This is a genomic window from Desulfosarcina sp. (genome assembly GCF_041551955.1).
In the GTDB taxonomy this organism is placed as follows: domain Bacteria; phylum Desulfobacterota; class Desulfobacteria; order Desulfobacterales; family Desulfosarcinaceae; genus Desulfosarcina.
The window spans coordinates 1-19,372 of sequence record NZ_JBFELV010000045.1 but is presented as its reverse complement, the minus strand read 5'-3'; the positions used below and the strand labels follow the sequence as shown (position 1 = coordinate 19,372).

20 protein-coding genes are annotated in these 19,372 nt (G+C 56.3%); 10 read left to right on the top strand and 10 right to left on the bottom strand.

What is annotated here, in order from left to right; genetic code table 11:
- The 3 genes from ABYV26_RS05755 to ABYV26_RS05745 all read right to left on the bottom strand — a co-directional run.
- Nucleotides 1-438, bottom strand: a 438-nt coding sequence (locus ABYV26_RS05755; RefSeq protein WP_372679028.1) for a trimethylamine methyltransferase family protein, incomplete at its 3' end; no start/stop codon positions are given.
- Nucleotides 439-674: 236 nt separating this feature from the next.
- The gene (locus ABYV26_RS05750; protein WP_372679026.1) at nucleotides 675-1,994 is read right to left on the bottom strand and encodes a bifunctional lysine ketoglutarate reductase /saccharopine dehydrogenase family protein; all 1,320 of its coding nucleotides are present in this window, start codon (nucleotides 1,992-1,994) and stop codon (nucleotides 675-677) included.
- Between the two features lie 5 nt (nucleotides 1,995-1,999).
- The gene (locus ABYV26_RS05745; protein ID WP_372679024.1) at nucleotides 2,000-3,352 is read right to left on the bottom strand and encodes a saccharopine dehydrogenase C-terminal domain-containing protein; all 1,353 of its coding nucleotides are present in this window, start codon (nucleotides 3,350-3,352) and stop codon (nucleotides 2,000-2,002) included.
- A 506-nt stretch (nucleotides 3,353-3,858) separates the two neighbouring features.
- Between ABYV26_RS05745 and pylSc the strand changes: the two genes are divergently transcribed.
- The 5 genes from pylSc (at nucleotide 3,859) to pylSn (ending at nucleotide 8,414) form a co-directional block, all read left to right on the top strand.
- Complete coding sequence (gene pylSc / locus ABYV26_RS05740; protein WP_372679022.1) at nucleotides 3,859-4,701, top strand: pyrrolysine--tRNA(Pyl) ligase large subunit; 843 nt, start codon at nucleotides 3,859-3,861, stop codon at nucleotides 4,699-4,701.
- A gap of 179 nt (nucleotides 4,702-4,880) precedes the next feature.
- Nucleotides 4,881-6,026 carry a methylornithine synthase PylB gene (gene pylB / locus ABYV26_RS05735; RefSeq protein ID WP_372679020.1) on the top strand — a complete coding sequence of 382 codons (1,146 nt, stop codon included), beginning with the start codon at nucleotides 4,881-4,883 and terminating at the stop codon, nucleotides 6,024-6,026.
- Nucleotides 6,020-7,183 (top strand): 3-methylornithine--L-lysine ligase PylC, encoded by a 1,164-nt coding sequence (gene pylC, locus ABYV26_RS05730; RefSeq protein WP_372679018.1) that lies wholly within the window; start codon nucleotides 6,020-6,022, stop codon nucleotides 7,181-7,183. The genes pylB and pylC overlap by 7 nt, the downstream gene beginning before the upstream one ends.
- Nucleotides 7,180-8,070 carry a 3-methylornithyl-N6-L-lysine dehydrogenase PylD gene (gene pylD / locus ABYV26_RS05725; protein ID WP_372679016.1) on the top strand — a complete coding sequence of 297 codons (891 nt, stop codon included), beginning with the start codon at nucleotides 7,180-7,182 and terminating at the stop codon, nucleotides 8,068-8,070. The genes pylC and pylD overlap by 4 nt, the downstream gene beginning before the upstream one ends.
- Complete coding sequence (gene pylSn / locus ABYV26_RS05720) at nucleotides 8,067-8,414, top strand: pyrrolysine--tRNA(Pyl) ligase small subunit (protein ID WP_372679014.1); 348 nt, start codon at nucleotides 8,067-8,069, stop codon at nucleotides 8,412-8,414. Before pylD ends, pylSn begins: the two co-directional genes overlap by 4 nt.
- A gap of 27 nt (nucleotides 8,415-8,441) precedes the next feature.
- On the opposite strand, the gene ABYV26_RS05715 is transcribed toward pylSn, so the two are convergent.
- Complete coding sequence (locus ABYV26_RS05715; protein ID WP_372679012.1) at nucleotides 8,442-9,230, bottom strand: TrmB family transcriptional regulator; 789 nt, start codon at nucleotides 9,228-9,230, stop codon at nucleotides 8,442-8,444.
- Nucleotides 9,231-9,388: 158 nt separating this feature from the next.
- On the opposite strand from ABYV26_RS05715, the gene ABYV26_RS05710 reads away from it, so the two are divergent.
- The 3 genes from ABYV26_RS05710 (at nucleotide 9,389) to ABYV26_RS05700 (ending at nucleotide 12,125) form a co-directional block, all read left to right on the top strand.
- On the top strand, nucleotides 9,389-9,766 hold the full coding sequence (locus tag ABYV26_RS05710; RefSeq protein WP_372679010.1) for a hypothetical protein: 378 nt from the start codon (nucleotides 9,389-9,391) through the stop codon (nucleotides 9,764-9,766).
- A 238-nt stretch (nucleotides 9,767-10,004) separates the two neighbouring features.
- Complete coding sequence (locus ABYV26_RS05705) at nucleotides 10,005-11,381, top strand: PilZ domain-containing protein (protein ID WP_372679008.1); 1,377 nt, start codon at nucleotides 10,005-10,007, stop codon at nucleotides 11,379-11,381.
- A gap of 309 nt (nucleotides 11,382-11,690) precedes the next feature.
- Nucleotides 11,691-12,125 (top strand): iron-sulfur cluster assembly scaffold protein, encoded by a 435-nt coding sequence (locus ABYV26_RS05700; RefSeq protein WP_372679006.1) that lies wholly within the window; start codon nucleotides 11,691-11,693, stop codon nucleotides 12,123-12,125.
- Between the two features lie 19 nt (nucleotides 12,126-12,144).
- Here the strand turns inward: ABYV26_RS05700 and ABYV26_RS05695 are convergent, their stop codons facing one another.
- The 4 genes from ABYV26_RS05695 to ABYV26_RS05680 all read right to left on the bottom strand — a co-directional run bounded on the left by ABYV26_RS05695 (nucleotide 12,145) and on the right by ABYV26_RS05680 (nucleotide 15,887).
- Entirely contained in the window at nucleotides 12,145-13,326 is a 1,182-nt protein-coding gene (locus ABYV26_RS05695) for a hypothetical protein (RefSeq protein ID WP_372679004.1), read from the bottom strand.
- Nucleotides 13,327-13,573: 247 nt separating this feature from the next.
- A complete protein-coding gene (locus tag ABYV26_RS05690) occupies nucleotides 13,574-14,125 on the bottom strand; it encodes a hypothetical protein (RefSeq protein ID WP_372679002.1) in 552 nt (183 codons plus the stop codon).
- Nucleotides 14,126-14,127: 2 nt separating this feature from the next.
- Nucleotides 14,128-15,237 carry a M48 family metalloprotease gene (locus ABYV26_RS05685; protein WP_372679000.1) on the bottom strand — a complete coding sequence of 370 codons (1,110 nt, stop codon included), beginning with the start codon at nucleotides 15,235-15,237 and terminating at the stop codon, nucleotides 14,128-14,130.
- Complete coding sequence (locus ABYV26_RS05680; protein ID WP_372678998.1) at nucleotides 15,234-15,887, bottom strand: hypothetical protein; 654 nt, start codon at nucleotides 15,885-15,887, stop codon at nucleotides 15,234-15,236. The genes ABYV26_RS05685 and ABYV26_RS05680 overlap by 4 nt, the downstream gene beginning before the upstream one ends.
- A gap of 284 nt (nucleotides 15,888-16,171) precedes the next feature.
- On the opposite strand from ABYV26_RS05680, the gene ABYV26_RS05675 reads away from it, so the two are divergent.
- Together ABYV26_RS05675 and ABYV26_RS05670 are read left to right on the top strand one after the other, a co-directional pair.
- Nucleotides 16,172-16,399, top strand: a complete 228-nt coding sequence (locus ABYV26_RS05675) for a hypothetical protein (protein ID WP_372678997.1) — start codon at nucleotides 16,172-16,174, stop codon at nucleotides 16,397-16,399.
- A gap of 328 nt (nucleotides 16,400-16,727) precedes the next feature.
- Nucleotides 16,728-17,837, top strand: a complete 1,110-nt coding sequence (locus tag ABYV26_RS05670) for an AI-2E family transporter (protein ID WP_372678996.1) — start codon at nucleotides 16,728-16,730, stop codon at nucleotides 17,835-17,837.
- Between the two features lie 86 nt (nucleotides 17,838-17,923).
- Here the strand turns inward: ABYV26_RS05670 and ABYV26_RS05665 are convergent, their stop codons facing one another.
- Both ABYV26_RS05665 and ABYV26_RS05660 read right to left on the bottom strand, forming a co-directional pair.
- Nucleotides 17,924-19,084: a pyridoxal phosphate-dependent aminotransferase gene (locus ABYV26_RS05665; RefSeq protein WP_372678994.1), complete on the bottom strand. Its 1,161-nt coding sequence runs from the start codon at nucleotides 19,082-19,084 to the stop codon at nucleotides 17,924-17,926.
- 146 nt (nucleotides 19,085-19,230) lie between these two features.
- A complete protein-coding gene (locus tag ABYV26_RS05660; protein WP_372679030.1) occupies nucleotides 19,231-19,362 on the bottom strand; it encodes an amidohydrolase family protein in 132 nt (43 codons plus the stop codon).
- Nucleotides 19,363-19,372: the final 10 nt, after the last annotated feature.

Genomic DNA, 19,372 nt, shown 5'->3' with positions numbered 1-19,372 from the left:
TTCACAAAAGTCGACCTCGTCCAGGTAGTCGATCACCCGGGCGGTGTCGACCAGGTCCTGCTTGACTGGGGTGCGGTTCTCACCGGTGCGTGGGTCATTGATCTTTACCCCTTCGCTGAAGTTGGTAAAGTGCACCCGGTTGCCTTCCAGTACCAGGTCGTGCTTGGGGGCCCGGCCGGCCAGGATTACTCTCGACGGCGCCGAACGGATGGCGTCCTCGATGAGACGGGGTGGAATCCGCACGATCCGGCTGTACCGATCCACATCGGCGCCAGCGCTTTCGAAGCGGTCCAGGGCGGTCTCACCCTCTACATAGATACCCGTTGTCTCGAGCAGATCCAGTGTTCCATGATGGATATCATCGAGTTCGTCCTCGGTGAGGATGTTGAGGGTCAAGCCTCCGTTGCGCTGCTTGCCTGGGTGTAAGTTTCGTTTCATAGGCAGATTTCCTTCGAATGTCAGTTCGGAAACAGCATCTGGCAGTCCAGGCCGGCGTTCTGGCTCTGTTGAGCACGTCGTGAAGCTTCAGCGCTATCATCGACGCAGCGCTGCTACGCCTGCGGTTTCGCCATCATTGCGGCCTCGTCCTGAACCACAAGCGACCATTTCTTAACAGGCACTTGTTAGGGTTGTCTTTTGGATACCATCAAGCGGGCATGTTGATGAATTCCCTTTTACTTATTTTTTTTTAGATGGGTGTTAAGATATTCGAAATTTCTGGTCAATTTGCCGTTGTAAACAATCACCGCCTTTTGAATCTCGGGGGGCAGGCCCGACGCTTCCAGGGAGCTGTCGTAATCGGCCGCCAGCAAGCCGGGTATGAACGGTTTGAGCTGATTGCTGAAAAACGTCGAGGAATCGTTGGGCAGTTCACAAGGCAGATTGTCCACGGCCAGCAATACGATCCCTTCTCCCAGATGGCCGTCATGGGTGGTGCCCGCGACCGGGTCGACCCGATAGGCCGGCATGTCGCTGTCGGTCGATTTGACATTGCACTCGATCGAACCGAAGGTGTCACAGGTGATGTCGGCGATGCCGCTGAGTTTGCGTGTCCGGGTGGTTTCGCTCAGGCGTTTCAAACCCGCCCAGGTGACAAATCGAGGGTAGCGCTTTTCCCAGTATACCGCGTTGACCAACAGGGTGAGACTGGGCAGGAAGTGCTCGAAGCGGCTCTCGTAGCGTTCCGGGTGATCGAAATAGTCCTGTAGGTCGAAGTCCACTCCAGCAGCGATGGGCCTGACCAGGTCACGCTCTTTAAACACCGTCACGTAAAGTTTGTGGCGGTCACCGCGGCCGCCGGCCACGAAGTCATTGATCTCGCCGGCCGCGATGCGCTCGGTCGGCAGGCAGTCGAAAATCTGCTGGGCGCCTCCGGAAACGTTGCCATAGCCTAAAATGCCTACGGTGAAGGGGCTCAATTCCCTGGGCAGTCCGTCGCGTTGGATGATGCGGCCGATATCGGCGATGTGCGCCCTGGCCGCTTCGACCGAGTCATACTGGTGCGCCCGCCTTACCTCGGCAAATGGGGTGTCGATGCCCTTTTCGGCCCAGTGCTCGCCCATGATCGAGAGGATGTCGATGGCTCCGGCGTCGCCTGCAAAAGCGCCGAAATAGATCAGGCGGCGGCCCTTTTCATCAGTGATTTTCTCATAGTCGATGAGCGTGGACCGGCTGTCGATGATTCGTTGCAGCAGGGGCATGTTGTCCTTTTGCCCCTTGATGGTGTGGGAGAAAAAAAGATAGGTTTTGTTGTCGACGATCTTTTCGATGGGGATCTCCTTGACGCCGAGGATGACATCCCCCTCGGCCATGCCCTCGCAGCCCACGGCTCCGGCGGCCGCGTATTGTTCCCCACTGAAAAATCGCTTGTCCGATCGCTCCACCAAGACCCGGGCCCCGGTGTCGTTCAGGATCTGTTCCAGGTCAACCGGAACGAGCGGTGTGCGGCGCTCCCAGCGGTTCTTGTCTTCGGCACGAATCAGCAGTGTGTTCATGATCGTCAATCTCCCCAATAGCTGCGTTCGTCGGCATCCAGGTTGGATCGCCGCTCCTTGAAACAGATGTCCAGGCGCCGGCATTCCGCCAGGATGGGTTCATAGATCTGCGGGTGGACCGGTCTGAGCACGCCGGTCAGGGTGATCTTCTCCTGGGCCAGCAAGCTGGCGGCGATGCCTACCGGGTATCCCACGGTGCGCGACATGGAGCTGTCCTTGCCGGGAATGCCGCAGTCGATGAGGGTGGATTGGATGCGCTGGCGGGGCAAGCCGGGATAGATGGCTTCGAATTCGTGGTGCATCACCAGCAGGTCCATTTCACCCTCGTCGTACACCAGGCGGTTTTTCAGCGTGTGGGCGAACATGTCGAAGACCGACGCCGTGCCGATTTTCAATTTGCGGTCCGACAGGAGGCCCAGCCACTCCAGTTTTTTGAGGGTCAGGGAGTGCTCCGGAATATTGAGGTAGGCGGACACACCCTTGCGCAGATCCGTCGAGCGGCAGTTGACGATGTTGGCCAGCACTTCGCGGGGGCTGACTTCATCGAAGTCGAACTTCATCTTCCGGTTGAGCAGCCCCAACTGCTTGATGAAATCCCAGGTTTCGCAGTAGCCGATGTTGCGCAAGGTTCCGCGATAGATGCCGGCGGCATCCTCGATGCCGTAAATGTTCAGGTAGGGCAGCGCGTCGCGGTTGACGTAGGCTTCAAAGACACCGGCGCCGGGAACGCTCTTCAGCCAGTAGTGCTTGAAAAGCTCGTCTCCGGGCACGTCATTGATTTTGCCGTGCTCCATGTAGCGCCCATCGTTGGTTGCCGCCAGCATGGCGCCTTCGGGACTCCATGAGAACTTGTAGCCCAACGGGTTGTTGTTGCTCTCCAGCGCCGGCAGACCGCCACAATAGGAGAAAAAACTGTCGATGCGTCCGCCGTCCTGTTTGACCTTATCGATGATCTGCATGGCTGACATGTGATCCAGGCCCGGGTCCACGCCCACCTCGTTGAGAAAGATCAGGCCCTTTTCCCTGGCCGACGTATGGAGGGTTTGCATCTCCTCTTTGACATAGGAGGCGGTGACCAGGTGTTTGCCGTGGGTCAGGCAGAGGCGGGCAATGACTGGATGCAGGGTCCATGGCAGCAGGCTGACCACAATGTCGACCGTCGACACCAGCCGTGCCAACAGCGTCTCGTCTTTGACGTCCATGCCAACGGCCTTGCCATTGGCATGCCCGGCGATGATGGCTTCGGCCTTGTCCATCTTCTGGTCGGCAAGGACCACCTGCATCCCATTTTTTTCGAGCAGGTAACGAACCGCAGGCTTTGCCACCAGGCCCGCACCCAATATCAAAATCCGCTTCATGAATGGATCTCCTTTACGGTCCTGTTTGCCCCGGTCGGCAGGCCAAGCGAACAAGAATTAAATATTAAATAGAAGGGGTTATAATGGGCTGTAATTTTGTTGCCATAAACAGGGCAACATTTATCAGCCCGGTGGAATGGTGTCAAGGGAATTCAGGCCGGCGACCACTCGATTCATATGGCTTGAAAAACGGTTAAAGGTGTGAAACGGTACCGCCGATTGCGGGGGGTGGATCGACAGGTGATCGCGTGGACTCTAAATCCACGTAGCTCGGTGCGACTCCGGGACTCCCCGCCATTTGAATCCGTTTACGGATTCAACGGTTCCGGGTTCAACGTTTAGGGTTAAGGTCTTCTGCCTATTGGTGGGCGCAGCCCACCCAGCTACGATGGCTGGAACCCGGAACGGTGAACGGTGAACGGTGAACAGTGAACAGTGAACAGTGAACAGCAGGCAAGCTGGTAGGGCCTTCCAACGATCCTAACGGTCTTAACCCTGAACCCATTATGAACCTCAATTGGACGGAAATCCAACGCCATCGTTTGATGGAACTGGATGCGGACGCCGAGACCCTGGCGCGGACATTCGACGATGCTGGCCAGCGTAACCAGGCATTCCAGACGTTGGAAAAAGAGCGCGTCGCGGTCCACCGCCGTCAGCTTGACGCCCTGCGCAGCGGTGCCCGGCGTCCCCGGTTGTGCCGCTTGGAAACCGTGCTGGTGGAAACGCTGGTGGCCCATGGTTTTGTCCAGGTATCCACGCCCGTGCTGATGTCCAGGGGGCTGCTGGCCAGGATGTCGATCACGGCCGATCATCCCTTGTTCGAACAGGTCTATTGGGTGGACAGGGACAAATGCCTGCGTCCCATGCTAGCTCCCCACCTGTATTATGTGGTCAAGGATCTGCTTCGGTTATGGGAAAAGCCGGTCCGGATCTTCGAAGTGGGACCCTGCTTTCGCAAAGAGACGACGGGAGCCAGACATGCCGCCGAGTTTACCATGCTGAACCTGTGCGAGTTCGGGCTGCCTGAAGACCAGCGCCGGCAGCGCCTGGACAGCCTCGCCGCCCTGATCATGGACCGCGCCGGCATCCCCGACTATCGATTGGAATCGGAAACGTCGGCGGTATATGGCTCTACCCTGGACGTGGTCGCCGAGGCCGACGGGCTGGAACTGGGCTCGGGGGCCATGGGCCCCCATCCCCTCGATCGAGCCTGGCGCATTGCCGATACCTGGGTGGGCATCGGTTTCGGACTGGAGCGTCTGCTCATGGCCGCCGAAGGGGGCTCCCATCTGTCTCGCTTCGGCCGGAGCATTTCGTATCTGGACGGTGTCCGCCTGAACATTTGACGACTTCGTAAAAAATCCAATATCGGCGTTGTGCGGCATTTCTCGTCACTGCGGCGTACGACCAAGTACGCCTCGCTCCTCGGAATTTGCACGCCTTGATCTTGAACTTTTTACAAAGCCGTCTAAAATTACACCGGTCACCAAGCAAACACCATTTGAAAAGATAAGGTTAGACCGACGTGAACAACGATCATTCGACAAGGGGTATCCGTGCGTATCGTCAAGACGGAAGAGGGCTTGCAGCCGGTCTTGAAAAGGCGGCGGACAGCACCGGCCTATCCCGGGCAGCCATGATCCGTCTGCTGGATTCCCCGGCGCCCAGCCTGCTGGAAAAGCTGTTTGCCGCTGCCAGGCGACGGCGCGAGCGCCATTTCGGCAACCGGGTGTTTCTGTATGGGTTTTTGTACATCAGCACCTACTGCCGCAACCGATGCAGCTTTTGTCTCTACCGCAAGACCAACACCCGAGCGATCCGCTATCGCAAGTCACCGGCCGAGATTGCCGAATCCGCCCGGCAGCTGGCCCGTTCGGGCGTCCACCTCATCGACCTGACCGCCGGTGAAGATCCCTGTTTTTACACCGATAAAGAGAACGGCTTCGCCCCGGTGATCGACGCGGTGCGATCCGTCAGAGCGGAGACCAACCTGCCGGTGATGGCTTCCGTGGGCGTGGTTCCAGATGCGATCCTCGACAAGCTGGCCGCTGCCGGCGCCGATTGGTACGCTTGCTATCAGGAGACCCACAACCGGCAGCTGTTCGATCAGTTGCGTGTGGGGCAACGCTTCGAAGCCCGCTGCCGGAGCAAGGTGGCGGCTAAAGCCAGGGGCCTGCTTGTGGAGGAGGGGCTGCTTTGCGGCGTCGGCGAAACCTCGCGCGACCTGGTCCATTCCCTCGATGCCATGTCCCGCCTGGGCGCCGATCAGGTACGGGTGATGTCCTTCGTCCCCCAAGCCGGAACCCCCATGAAGGACGTGCCGCCCGCTTCCTCCCTGCGGGAATGTATCGCCATCGCCCTGATGCGCATCGCTTTCCCCGGTTTGCTCATCCCGGCCTCACTGGATGTGGGTGGCCTAGCCGGCCTGAAGCTTCGGTTGGAAGCCGGTGCCAATGTGGTCACGTCGCTGATTCCACCGGGCCGGGGCTTGGCCGGTGTGGCCCAGAGCGGTCTAGATATCGAAGACGGACGACGCAGCGTGGAAGGCATCGCACCGATCCTTCGCACCTGCGGACTCCAACCGGCGACGGCCGATCAGTACCGGCGCTGGGTCGCCGAACGCAAACGCAGTGCCTGTTTTCATGATCAAAGGCTGGCCCAGGCATGTTAGCTGCCATCGTCGGCGGCCGGCTTCAGGGGGTGGAGTTGGCCTGCCTGGCCCATTACGCCGGTTGGCGGACCCTTGTGGTCGACCGCCGAACCCACGTCCCGGCCCAGCGGCTGTGCGACCGCTTCCTCCAATTGGATGTCCGACAGACCACCGCTGTAGACCAAGCATTGAAAGATGTTGACATCGTCATTCCGGCGCTTGAAGATCGAGCGGCCCTGGATAGCCTGGTGAGATGGGGCCGTGGCCGCAAGGTGCCGGTTGCATTCGACCCGACGGCCTATGCCGTCTCCAGCTCTAAAATCGATTCGGACCGGTTGTTTGCCTCCCTGGGCATCCCCGCCCCCGAACCATGGCCGCGGTGCGGGTTCCCGATGGTGGCCAAACCCAGCCGTGCCAGCGGCAGCGACGGGGTGGCCATCCTGAACGGCCCAAGCGATGCCGAGGTGCTGTTCCCGAATGGATTTCCGGACGATGGATGGGTTTTCCAGCAGTATCTCCAGGGGCCGTCCTTTTCCCTTGAATTGATTGGCAGGCCGGGCAACTACGTGCCGCTTCAGGTCACCCAGCTCTTCATGGACGCGACCTACGACTGCAAGGCGGTGGCCGCACCGTGCCGGTTGACCGCCGCACAGGTCCGTGAAATCGAAACGCTTTCCGTTGACATTGCCCAGGCCATCCGGCTCACGGGGTTGATGGATGTGGAAGTGATCCTTCACGAGGGCCGCTTCAAGGTGCTGGAGATCGATGCTCGCTTTCCCAGCCAGACACCCCTGTGCGTCCATGCGTCAACGGGTTGGAACCTATTCGACAAGCTGGCAGATCTCTTTCTGTCTGGAAAAGCGTCCCCGCCGGGGGCGTCCGTGCCCGCCCGGGGTGCGATTCTCGAGCATATCCGCGTCACGAACCGGGCGATGTTCGTCGAAGGCGAGCATATCATGGCCGGTGCCGGCCCCCTTGAACGGATGCCCGGATTCTTCGGGGCGGATGAGGCCATTACCAGCTATCGGCAAGGGTCGCCTGAATGGGTGGCCACCCTGATCGTCACCGCCGCAACGCGGCACCTTGCCGTGGATAAACGCAACCGGGTGCTAACCGCGATCCGGCGACGTTTCGGTCTCGAGGAGGTCGTGGGCCACAGCCAGGAGTACGCGGCATGACCCGACTGACCACCCAGGATATCCAGGATATCCGCTACCAACTGAACCGTTACGACCGCTATCTGGTGTCGGCGACGGGGCGGTCCCTGCTTGGCATCGGTGCGGCGGCGGCCGGAATTGGCGATGTTACAAGGCTTCGCGGTGCCGCCCCATCGATCCGTATGGCCGTGGTGCCCATCCGCAGCGGTCTTGGCATCATCTCCGGTTTTGCCGAGACGGTCTGCGGCATCCTCGTCCACCTGGGATTCGATGCGTTTGTCACCGGGTATTCGGACGTGTCAGGTTTTGCCGAAGCCGTCGATGCCGGAGCCCAGGTGATTCTGGCTGCCGACGACGACCGTTTCGTGGCCTTTTGTCCCCGCCAGGGAAAAACCGTGGACAATTCCCGCGCTACGGCCGCGGGATTTGTGGCCGGCTTAGACCTGATGGCCGGCGGCCTGGACGGCAAGGATGTGCTGGTGATCGGGTGCGGACCCGTGGGACGGTGGTCGGTCGAGTCACTGTTGATGCGCAAGGCCAGGGTCAGCGTGGTCGATCGGGTGGCACAAAAGGCGGCCGACCTGGCAGGATGGGTTCAAGGTGCGTTCCATTCGACCATTCGGGTGGCGCCTGATCCGGACACGGCATTGTCGACCCATCGACTCATCGTGGAGGCCACCAATGCGGCGGAGGTGATTCACGCGCGCCATGTCAACGCCGATACCCGTGTCTCTGCGCCTGGCATGCCCTGCGGTCTCACCCCGCATGCCCGGGAAAAACTGACCGGCCGGATGTTGCACGACCCATTGCCAATCGGCGTGGCCGCCATGGCCAGCCAAGCGGTTCGAATCATTCGTGAGCAACCCATGGGCTTGAAATCAACCGCGTCTGATGGAAGATCCGAATGAAGGAAAGCCCCTCAAAAACCAAACCGCCCAAGCGACGCTTCTACCGAAAGCGGGTGGATCTGTTTCGCCTGATCGAAAAGATGAAGATCTGGCCGTCGCGCAAAGGGCTCCTGCACGGTATCAAGACCTTTGAAATCATGGGCGACCAGGCCCGCATCACGACTCATTGCAGCCAAACCTTCATGGTGGGCAACTCGAGAAACAGCCGGGCGGCTCGATGGCTGCGCAACAAATGGTTCAAAGGGGCGTGTCCGGACTGCGGCGTGCCCGAGTGGAAACTGGAAAAATATGCCTCCACACATTTCAGACGGCATCACGGCTCGCTGCTGCTGCCTGACGACTGAAGGACCCGGTTTGAACATAGAACAGGCTTACATGTCATTTAAAATAATCTCGTAGAGCCTTTTTTCATGGTCATCCAGCGGTTCTTGAAGCGTGTGGGTTTTGTAGAGGAAGTAGTGAAAAAAATCGTGGCGCAGGCTGTCCCGGCCGGCAGTCACGAACCATCGGTTGCGACCCCAGTTGATCCGACACGCCTCGATGTTATCGTTGGTGAACATCCCGCCGATAAATTCCTCCTTGTCTACCACCAGATCAAAGGAGCGACCGCCCAGGCTGCGTTCCACCATCTCATGCTGCGGGTGAATCACCTGAATGGAAAAGGTCTTTGGAAAGGGCTCCATGAAAATGCATTTCACCGGCACCCCTTTTTTTTCAGCCTTTTTCAGGGCTCGGACCAGTGTTTCGACCTCCTGAGGAAATAGACGGATGTAGATCTCTCTGCGGGCGGCGTCTATCATCTCTCTGGCCTTGTCCATGACCTGTTGATAGCCGGATACGGTCCAGATGAAGTCATGGTCGGAATGCGGCTGGATTTCCTTGGCCAGGGATTCGAAGCGATCGAGGTCGGCTTCATAGTTCCGCCGCAATTGTTTGATCAGCTCATCGGGCGGCAGGGGTACGAATATGCCTTTGCTGGCTTCCGTGACGAAACCCCTTTGCTTCAGGGTTCGCAGGATATCGTAAATTCTCGCACGGGGGATTCCCGATTGCTTGCTCAATTGAGATCCGTTGACGGGATGGTGTTGAAGGAGTGAAAGGTAGGTGTGTATCGCATAGTCAGAAAGACCGATGTTGACCAGATTGTACGATTTCTGCATGTCGTATCCTTTTGTTGTCACAAAACGTACAACATTTTTTGGTTAACAGTCACGAAGATTCTTGTCAAGTTGGTGGGCGGCATCATGATTTTTAATTGATTTTCCTCATGCTTCCAATTAACATCACCACATCCGGTGAAATAAAAAGGAAGCCCACCATGAACACCATCCCTCGTCTCATGTGTTGCCGCCGCAGTCGCTTGATTGCCCTGATCGTGATGGTCCTTGCCGCCTATGGCTGTGCTTCCGGGCCAACCCTTCTATCCAGGCCAACTCTTATAGGGGACTGGAAAGCCGTGGATGGGACCGCTACCGTCAGGTTTTCCGCCGATGGGGTGTTCCATGCCGTTGATAATCAAGGAATGCCCGTTTCCGGAAATTACCGGTTGGTGGGGTCAGATGGCATCCAGTTCGAGATCCGCCACGGTGGAGAGGAGACCGAAACCATCGATGCCAGGATCATCCAGGCCGGTGAGCGGCTGACGCTGATTTTTCCCGGCGAGAATGCCATGGAAACCTATAAACGCATTCCCTGACCCATTTGACCTCCCCCCAGACGGTCGGTGTGGTGACCTGATCGGCCCCGCTTTTTTGACTCTTTTGCCATCTATTTGACACCGGACCGGCTGCAGACTTGCCGGCCACCTTCTTTTCAGGCTGAAAAACCGTCCTTTCTCCCCCCACTGGACAATCCATTCTTGTGGCACGGAACTTGTAGCCCCGTAGCCGACACACCTTGTCGTCCAAACGAGGACCTGAGCAGGTGGGACTGTGATGCTGTTTTTTAAAGGAAAGGAAGACATGGGACTGGAAGCGAGCCTGAAACTGCTGGATCTGCCACCGGATGCCACCGTTGATGACGCCAACCAGGCATATGGCCATCTTCACCGGATGATCGACCGGTTTCATCAGGATGCCGGTGCCGGAGTCCATGGAGACCGGCAGGAGGACCTGGACCTGCTGGTCTGCGCCTATGAAAAAGCGGTGGCCTATTTGTCCCACCGGGATCCTGATAATGTGCCGGCGTCGGCAATCGCACCTTCCCGATTACCCGTGGTCGATGGGACGCCAAGCCAAGACCTTCCATTCACCATGAACTTGTCGGCTGAGGCGGAAAATGTTTCATCCCTCGGCGACGCCCCATCCTTGCCTGAACCGAATGCCCGAACCGTGGAAGATGCCATCTCAATCACTTCGCGGCGGATGCAGCAGACGGAATCGGCGCTTCCGGCTGTCCAACAGGCTGTGGAATCGGCCACGGCGACGATGGAAGCGGCCAAATATCGGTATGAACGGTCAAGGCAGGCAACCTTGACCGCCTTGGTCTTCGCTGCATCAGCAAAAAATCGGGCGATGCTGTTGGAGATCGAAGCCAAACGGGCTTTGCAGGACGCCATCGCCGTGGCGGTAAAAGCCCGCGGCCGGGTTGCTGCTGCCAGACAGGCGGCCAAGGAGGCCGCCGATGAAGCAGAAAAGGCCAAAAAAAAGGCCAGCCGTGTCAAAAAATCCGAGGAGACAGCCGCTGCTGAAGCGGTTTGCGCCGAAGACCGCCTGGAAAAGGAAACGGTTCGGCTGAAAGCGTTGACCCATACCCTGGTGGAGGTCCGCAGCCGGATGAGGATGTTCCAGGACACCACCACAACGATGGAAAAGCAGAATGCCGGGGTGGATGTTCCTTCGTCCGCGATGTCCGAGGGTCGGTATCCGTCCAATCAGGCGGTTGAGGGGGAAACGATCGCCCGGCAACAGATCATGTCCGACTTGTTGGAAATCGAGGCATCCCTAAAGGCCAGAAACCGGGATCCGGAGCCGTCGCAGGTCAGCAGGTCCACATTGCCGGGTGCCGCCGCAAACACGGAGAGGCGGCAACACCATCGCGTGAGCTACCCGGCAGGCCAGTGCCCTTGGCTTTCCATTGACGGTCGAACGATTCCCGTTCTCGACCTGAGCACAGTGGGCATGCGCCTGGAACCGGATGCTGCCATGGCCGGTTTACGCCTTGTTCGGGGTGTCATCACTTTTCCCAGCCGTTCGCCGGTGAAGGTTACCGGCAAAGTGGTGCGCCAGGATGACACCGGTCTGGGATTGAAGTTGGTGACCCGCATCGGCAACCACATCCTGGACCAAGAGCGACTTCGGCTAGGTGCCTGATGGATGGAAACCCGGCCGAAGGTATCGGATGGGAGTCCAAGAGGGGGTGGGGCCGTCAAGGGGAACGATCGCCCGCTATCCCAGGATGGACGGGTCGTATTTTAATCGATTTTTAGCGCTATTAACCAACCTGAAAACGTGCTTCAGCTGGCCACCCCATGCTGGGAAATCAGGCGTTTGCGTGATCGTTACGCCCTAACTAATCAGATTCATCCATATTTTAAGGCAACATCTTGACACCGATAACAGAAAGGTTTATTCGTTCCCTTTCCTTGTGTAACCATCACTATTATCGCTGAGGAACGGGACATGACATCAATCCAGGCGGGAACTTCTGCTGAAACCAAAGCCATCGAAGAGATGCTCAACGCATCAGGCTATTCCAAAACGGCCATCGACTATTACCTTAATAAGCCTCACATGGGTCAGATCCCCGATGCGGACATCATCTCGGAGATGACCGGCACCTGCGGCGACACCATGGGGATTTACATCAAGATGGACAATGGCGTGGTGGGTGATGCGAAATACCAGGTCATGGGATGTGCGGGAGCCATATCCGCCGCCATGGCGGTCGTGGACCTGATCAAGGGCAAGGACCTGGATTACGCCCGATCCATCAATGACGGTACGGTTTACCAGGTACTGCAGGAGATCCCCGTAAAAAAGCACCACTGCATCCAACTGGCCGTAAAAACACTGCACAAGGCGCTGGACGCGCACCGCCTTCAACAATCGGCTTAGTTCTCTATTCTTCCCAAACTTACCTTGATGACCTGATATCCAGTCGCGGTGTTTTCAAAATGCGTCGGATATTCTCTTTTAGATCGATCTGGTCAAGGTTCTCTGGGCTCTGCGCCATGAGTTTTGCATAAAGCGCGTCCTGTTCGATGGGATGCATGAATTTCTCAGGTGTTCCATCTTTCAACTGGACATGCGCAGCCCAGGGCACAAAGTAGTTCATTACCGGCAGTTCTTCATTTTCAGAAATGTCGATATTCAAGCCGGCAATATAGAGCAGGGTCCTCCCCTTATAGTCATCGCTTCTTCGGATCGATTCAACAACCCTGGCGAATTCGAGCTGGATATTTGTCTTGGCGGCACGCAAGGGCGGGAATGTGGCGCTGACAATATCGGGCATAAATTCAATCAGGTTTCTTTCCAGTAAAATAGAGTCGTCGGTTTCGTGAAAATCCTGTCTGAAGTAAAAAAGATCGGACGTTAACAGGTTGCCGATGCTCTGCCCCCCGCCCGGCAGCCAGGAATAACCCTGATCGTCGAGACGTCGTTTAAAAGGTTCGGAGACTTCATACGTCTGCGTCGTGCTGGCGGACGTAAAGGGTCGGATGACGCCCATCCTGTTTTCGGCGACAATATTGTTCAGGCGAAGCACCAACCCTTGCGCCACCGGGTTGGATACAAAATCGATGAATGAATTCTTGACGGTGATCAGGCAATGACCTTGGTCATCCTTGCGCAGAAAGATGCGTTCTCTGGCAAAGTGGTATTGATCCAAATACGGCGTTATCACATGGATCAATTTGCCGCAGGAGTCGGACAGGCACCGTCCGGTCATTTGGGGGCGCCTATACGTCCCATATGTCCCTGTATCGGGATCGTAGCCAACGTGACTGGCCTGCAGAATCATGAGGTCCTCGCCATGCTGGGAGTGAGGTCCATGCCGGTCAACGGAAACGATGCCTCCGACTCTTCCGTGATTGAAAGGGAAGGTGCCGAAATGTTTGGTCAGCAGAATGATCGGCAAGCCTTGGTTCTCATCCGAACAGAAGGCCCGGGAGGGCATGATCAATCCTTTACGAAAACCTAATTCCTTGCAGAGGTTATAAAGCCTGGCAACGAACTCGGGGTAAGGGATCGCCAATCCATCCACCTTAAACGGTGCGACCTCCCTGATTACATTTGCCTCTCGGTATTTACTAAGCATGCAGGTACACACTCCTTGACTGGTCACGGTGAGGAAGGCGAGTCTGTTATCCGATGCCGCTGGGCAAACCGGGAAAGAATAAAAACCCTGTTTCGAGCCCCGCGCAACGGATAATAAAGTGGTTTTCCCTGACGGAACGCATCTACAATCTGGAATAGCGATGGTGTCCCTTCGCAGCCACCCTGCAGCGGCCGGCGATACGGGTCCAGATAACGGATGCCTGTTCTTTTGTCAATTGGCTATGTTTTCATATCCATGACAACCGGAGGCTGTCAAATACCTGATGAAAGGCGGGCAGCTCTTTATCGAAATAGTAACGGTTGGCAGCGGTGTACCGCAGATTAAAGAACTGGTTCGGCAAAATGACGCCGTAGTAAATGGTGCGGGTGGTTACCCCGTATGGATCCTGATAGCTGTAAATCAGCCTGAAACCTGGACGACCGCCTACCATGGCCGGTTCGCTGGCAAGCAACTTCAATTGCCGGATCAGTGGATCGGCGCGCATATTGTCGGCTATTACTCCGGCGGCCTCATGGGGCAGCATATCAGGGTTCAATTTTTGACGCGTAAAACGAAACCCTTGTGCCAGTGGCCGCGATTGAATCAGGATATACGCTAAATAGGGGCCATCCTTGGAAAGCATTTCCGATCCCTGGGTACTCAAATGCATCCATCCTTCGGGAGATGTGATCGACCATGAAGGCTCGCTGAGCTGATTGGGGGGCGTGCGCCACGGTCCGGCACAAGCGGTCAGCATCAGTGTCGCCGCAATCCAGACGACCATCACGGGCCTGCTCATGTTTAATCCCGGCATTGCTGCAGATATCCTTTTATAAATGGTATTGCATCGTCCTGGGGAGCCAGGCTGAGAAACGCTTCGAAATAGGGTTTCGCCGTCTGAAATCGGCCGGCCTTATAATGAAGTTCTCCAAGCGCACGATGGGCCATTGGGAATTCCGGATCAATGTTCAGGGCTTTTAGATACGATCCGATACACTGGTTTCTGCCGTCGCCATCGTTTCGTCGGCGAAGGACCTCTCCTCTGAGATAGTGCGCGCGGGCATTGTCTGGTTTCAATGCCAGAATTTTGGAGATGCTTTGATCCGCCTGGTTCCAGTCACCGCAAGTGATTGCGGCCTGCGCATTTGCCATTAGGGCCGGTGCAATGCGGTTGAGGAAAAAACCAGGGTCGCCATGGGGCGCCGACTTGCAGGAGACGCTATCCCGGGTTCGGCCGATGCGCGTCCCGATTGTTTCAATGCGGCTTTCAAGCCGTCCTACGGTTTCAGACGATCCCTGGTCCCGCAGGCTATCCAACAGGTTGGACATGAGGGCCAGTGCTTCGGTTTCGCAATACCCGGCGGCCTTGAGTATGGTCAGCCCCTCATCGTCGGCCTGGTATTCGGCGGCATCGATTTTTTGTTTCATGGCCAGTCCACCGGTCGATTGACGCTGATCGGCGTACGGCAACCCGGTGCTGTGGGAGGCCATTTGAAAATGATCGTAGAGAACGGCGGTGTGCTGGCGAACATAGTGAACCATCTCATGGGCGATGATCATGGCCAGTTGGTCTTCGTTTTCTATGCGGTTGAGGATGCCGGTTGATAGGAAACAATACCCATTGGGGTAAGCATAGGCCTGCATCCGGGGATCCATGACCACCTTGACGGTCGGTGTAGGCAAGTCGGTGGGCACCTGTTCCCATAGACGCGCTGCCACGGCTTGCAGATAACTCGACAAGGACGCCTCGTCGAGCACGACGCCGCGCTGTTCAAGCGCCGCTTGTTCTTGTGCGGCAAGCCGCCACCATCGGGTTGTCTGGTCTGGTGCCGCTGCATGTGCCGCAACCGCCGGCGTTGCCCATGCCAAAAGCAAAATCAAGCCTGCCGCCAGGTGCCGTACAGGCGTCATGAACCTTGCTCCCAGAAGTTGACCAATGTGGATTCCACCAGTGCTGTCAAGCCTTCGGATGTTTGAAGATTGAATTTATGGTGGTCACCCTGCAGGCCATACCAGATAATACGGCCTTCCGGTTCGACGACGGCGATGCTGAGCCAGTTTTTGACAGGTTGGGCGGAGGCGGTTTGATGCCCGAGGGCCAGAACCAGGCCGTCGGCGTGGTGGGCCTTGAGGATGTCGGCGACCGGCCCCAGATGATATTCAAACGCGTTTAATTTGGCCGGATAGGGTTGAGGCCCGAACGTGTGCAACTGGATGGAACGGTTCACCGATCTGAAGAGCGATGTCACGGCCAGAAGTTCGGATGATTGCATCGTGCGGGTGTCGGCTTTTTGTACCCTGAAGTGACGTTCCTCGAGTTGTCGGGCAATGGATTGTTGCGCGTTGCGCTGCGCTTCCTGGCTCTGGATATCCTGAAAAAGTCGGCTGCCGTCGGGCAGTTGTTCAAAAATGCCGATTTCAGGCACCAACACCAGCATCACACCCATGTGCTGCCGGTAGTCCGGGAAGTGGGGATGAAGCCGCTCCGAGGTGCAGGTGCAGCCGGAAACGAAAAGACCGACCAGACACATCGTCAGGATGGATCGCCTATAAATGGTCATTTTTGAAAGCGTATGCATCGGCGGTTCGTGATTACCCTCCTTTACCAGGATATCGTATCCCTGGATTAAGCAAATTTCAGACCAACCCAAAAAATTATAATATATAACATAATCAAAATGTTAAGTGATCGCTGTAGGCGAATGAAAGTGGATTTGCCATTTCTGGGCACATGTAGTGACAAAAAAATGTCAATCTTGACATTTCACAACAACTCCCTATTATGTCTACGCACAGAAGGTCCGTTAGTTGGTGAATACGTGAAACCAAAAAGGAGGATGAGGAGATGAAAAAATTGGTTGTTTTGCTTTTTATGGTGTGTTTTTTGGCGAGTTGTGGGCAATCTTCTTTAATAAACAGGTCAGAATTTTTGCAGCACGACATGATGTACAAAAATTGGGATCACATGAAATTCAGCCTGTTCGGACCGGATGAGGCATCGGACCAAGATATCGAAAAATCCATGGAGCAACAATGGTGGGGATTAGAAGTGCCCTACGTTCCCGGTCAGTAAGCCTGCCCATTCTGGAATCGGAATGGTTCCATGGTTGTCCAACGAAAGCCTGTAGCGTCTTCAATAAAGATGCTACAGGCTTTTTTGTCGGTCTGCCCCGCATGTGGTTTCCAATGACGCATCTACACCTTTGGGCGAATACCTACTCGATCATCGCCTCTTTCACCGGTTACCTGTTTTTTATCCCACCCAGTACCCAAATGACCGCATGTCAAAGCAACGGTTTGAAATCCGACACCATTTAAGGTAAGCCTATTATTTCTTACGATTAATCAACCATTGTAATGGCCATTCATCAGGCCGAGAATCATTACGGAGCAAGGCTATCATGCGCGAAGACAGAGTGAATCAGTTCGTTGTCGTTCTGCTGGTCGTATTTATTTCGGCCGTTTTTCTCTCGATGATACGATCCTTTTTGATGGCCATATTTCTGGCAGGCATCTTTTCGGCATTGTCCCTTCCCATTTACCAATGGCTCGAAAAAACGTTGAAAGGCCGGCGCAGCCTGGCCTCGATCTTGACCCTGCTGCTGATCATGATCGTTGTGGTCCTTCCCTTGGGCGTACTTACGGGGGTGGTGACCGGACAGGCCATCAAAGTCAGCCAGACCGCCGTGCCGTGGGTAAAGACACAGCTCAGCCAGCCGGGTGCCCTATCCGAGTTTTTAGAAACCATTCCCTACTACGATAAAATTGCCCCCCACAGCGAACTGATCCTGCGCAAGGCCGGCGAACTGTTCGGCAGCATCAGCCAGTTCCTGGTCAACAACCTCTCATCGGCAGCCATGGGGGCGGTTAATTTACTGTTCATGCTCTTCGTGTGGCTTTACACGATGTATTTTTTCCTGATGGACGGGGATAAACTGCTGGAGAAAATCCTTTATTACCTGCCGCTGCAGGATCATGACGAGCAGCAGATGCTCGATCGCTTCACATCGGTGACGCGCGCGACATTGAAGGGTACAGCCGTTATCGGGATTCTCCAGGGGGGATTGGCCGGTTTGGCCTTCTGGACAGTGGGTGTTCCCAGCGCAGCGTTCTGGGGCGTGATCATGGTGGTGCTGTCGATCATTCCCAGTGTTGGCACCGCCCTCGTTTGGGTGCCGGTAGCGCTCATATTGGGATTTGGCGGGGCCGTCGGCAAGGCGATCGGGTTGTTTGTGTTCTGCGGGCTCGTGGTCGGCAGCCTGGACAACCTGCTCAGGCCGATCCTGGTCGGCAAGGATACGCAGATGCACGAATTGATGATCTTTTTCGGCACCATGGGGGGGATTTTCATGTTCGGCATGGTGGGGGTGATCATCGGCCCCATCATCGCCGCGCTCTTCGTGACGGTCTGGGAAATATACGGACAGGCATTCCAGGATATTCTACCGGATACCGGGTATGTGCTGAGGAAGAAACAGGAACAGGCTGAATCGGACAGGGATGGTGAGTGAATGCAATGGGCATAGAGGAAGACTTAAAACCCTTCCAGGGCCTGGTGGGGACCGATGCGATCAATTTTTTCGCCCTGCTCAATTGCCTACTTTATCATCGATTTCAGCTTTTTCAGCCGCAAGCCGGTTTCGGCCAGAATCGCTTCGGATCGTGAAAAGTGAAGCCGGATCAGGTGGTTAACCGGCTCGCGGAAGAAACTGGAGCCGGGCACGGCAGCCACCCCCACCTCCCTGGCCATCCAGCGGCAGAATTCATTGTCGTCGGTCACGCCGAAGGCGGAACAATCCACCATCACATAGTAGGCGCCCTGGGGCTTGGTATAAGAGAGCCCGGCGGCATCCAGATATCCCAGAAACAGGTCTCTTTTGCGTGTATAGTCCGCCGTGAGTTGCTCATAGTAGTTCAATGGCAGTTTTAGGGCGGTGACGGCGGCTTCCTGCAGCGGGGCGGCGGCACCCACGGTGAGAAAATCATGCACCTTGCGTGCACCGGCGATGACCGATTCCGGTCCGATCACATAGCCCAACCGCCATCCGGTCATGTTGTAGGTCTTGGAAAGGGAACTGCAGGAAATGGTCCGTTCGAACATCTCCGGCAGGGATGCCATATAGTGGTGACGATGGGGGCGGTAAACGATATGCTCATAGACTTCGTCGGTGATGACAAAGGCGTCGAACTCCTTGGCAAGGTCGGCGATCGTTTCAAGTTCCTCCAGGGAAAAGACTTTGCCGGAAGGATTCGACGGATTGCACAAGACAATGGCCTTTGGCCTTTGCATGAAGGCGGACCGCAGTTCATTCAAATCGAAATGGTAATCCGGGGGGTGCAGGGGAACGTAAACGGGCTGGGCGCCGCTGAGGATGGTGTCCGCCCCGTAGTTCTCGTAAAAGGGAGAGAAGATAATGACCTTCTCACCGGGGTTGCAGGCGGTCATCATGGCACTCATCATGGCTTCGGTGCAGCCGCAGGTCACCACCACGTGGGCCTCGGGATCCAGATCGAGGCCCATCCAGTGGCGCTGCTTGTCGACCAGTGCCTGCCGGAAACGCGGGGCACCCCAGGTGACGGCGTATTGGTGGGGGCCTTCGGCCATGGCTTTTTTGCCGGCAGCCAATACATCGGGCGGCGGGTCGGCATCGGGAAAGCCCTGGGACAGGTTGATGGCACCGTATCGGTTGGCGACCCGGGTCATTTCGCGAATGACCGACTCGGTGAACAGGGTTAATCGGTCGGCGGTTTTTGGCATGGGGTCTCCGGAAATTTAATGGTGTTACGTGCAGGATGGGACTCGATTCATAAATGGGTGTCCAATCGACCTCCATTATCCCATCAGAAATTGTGATCCTATATAACAGACAGCATACATTAACTTAATCACTTAAAACTTAACACTTAAAACTTCCTGTATACGATCCGTCCATCGAAAATCGTCATATCGACACGTACATCCGAGATTTGGGATGGTGGAATTTTCAGGATATCCTGGCTCAGGACCGCCAGATCCGCTTTTTTTCCGGGAGCGATGATGCCCAGA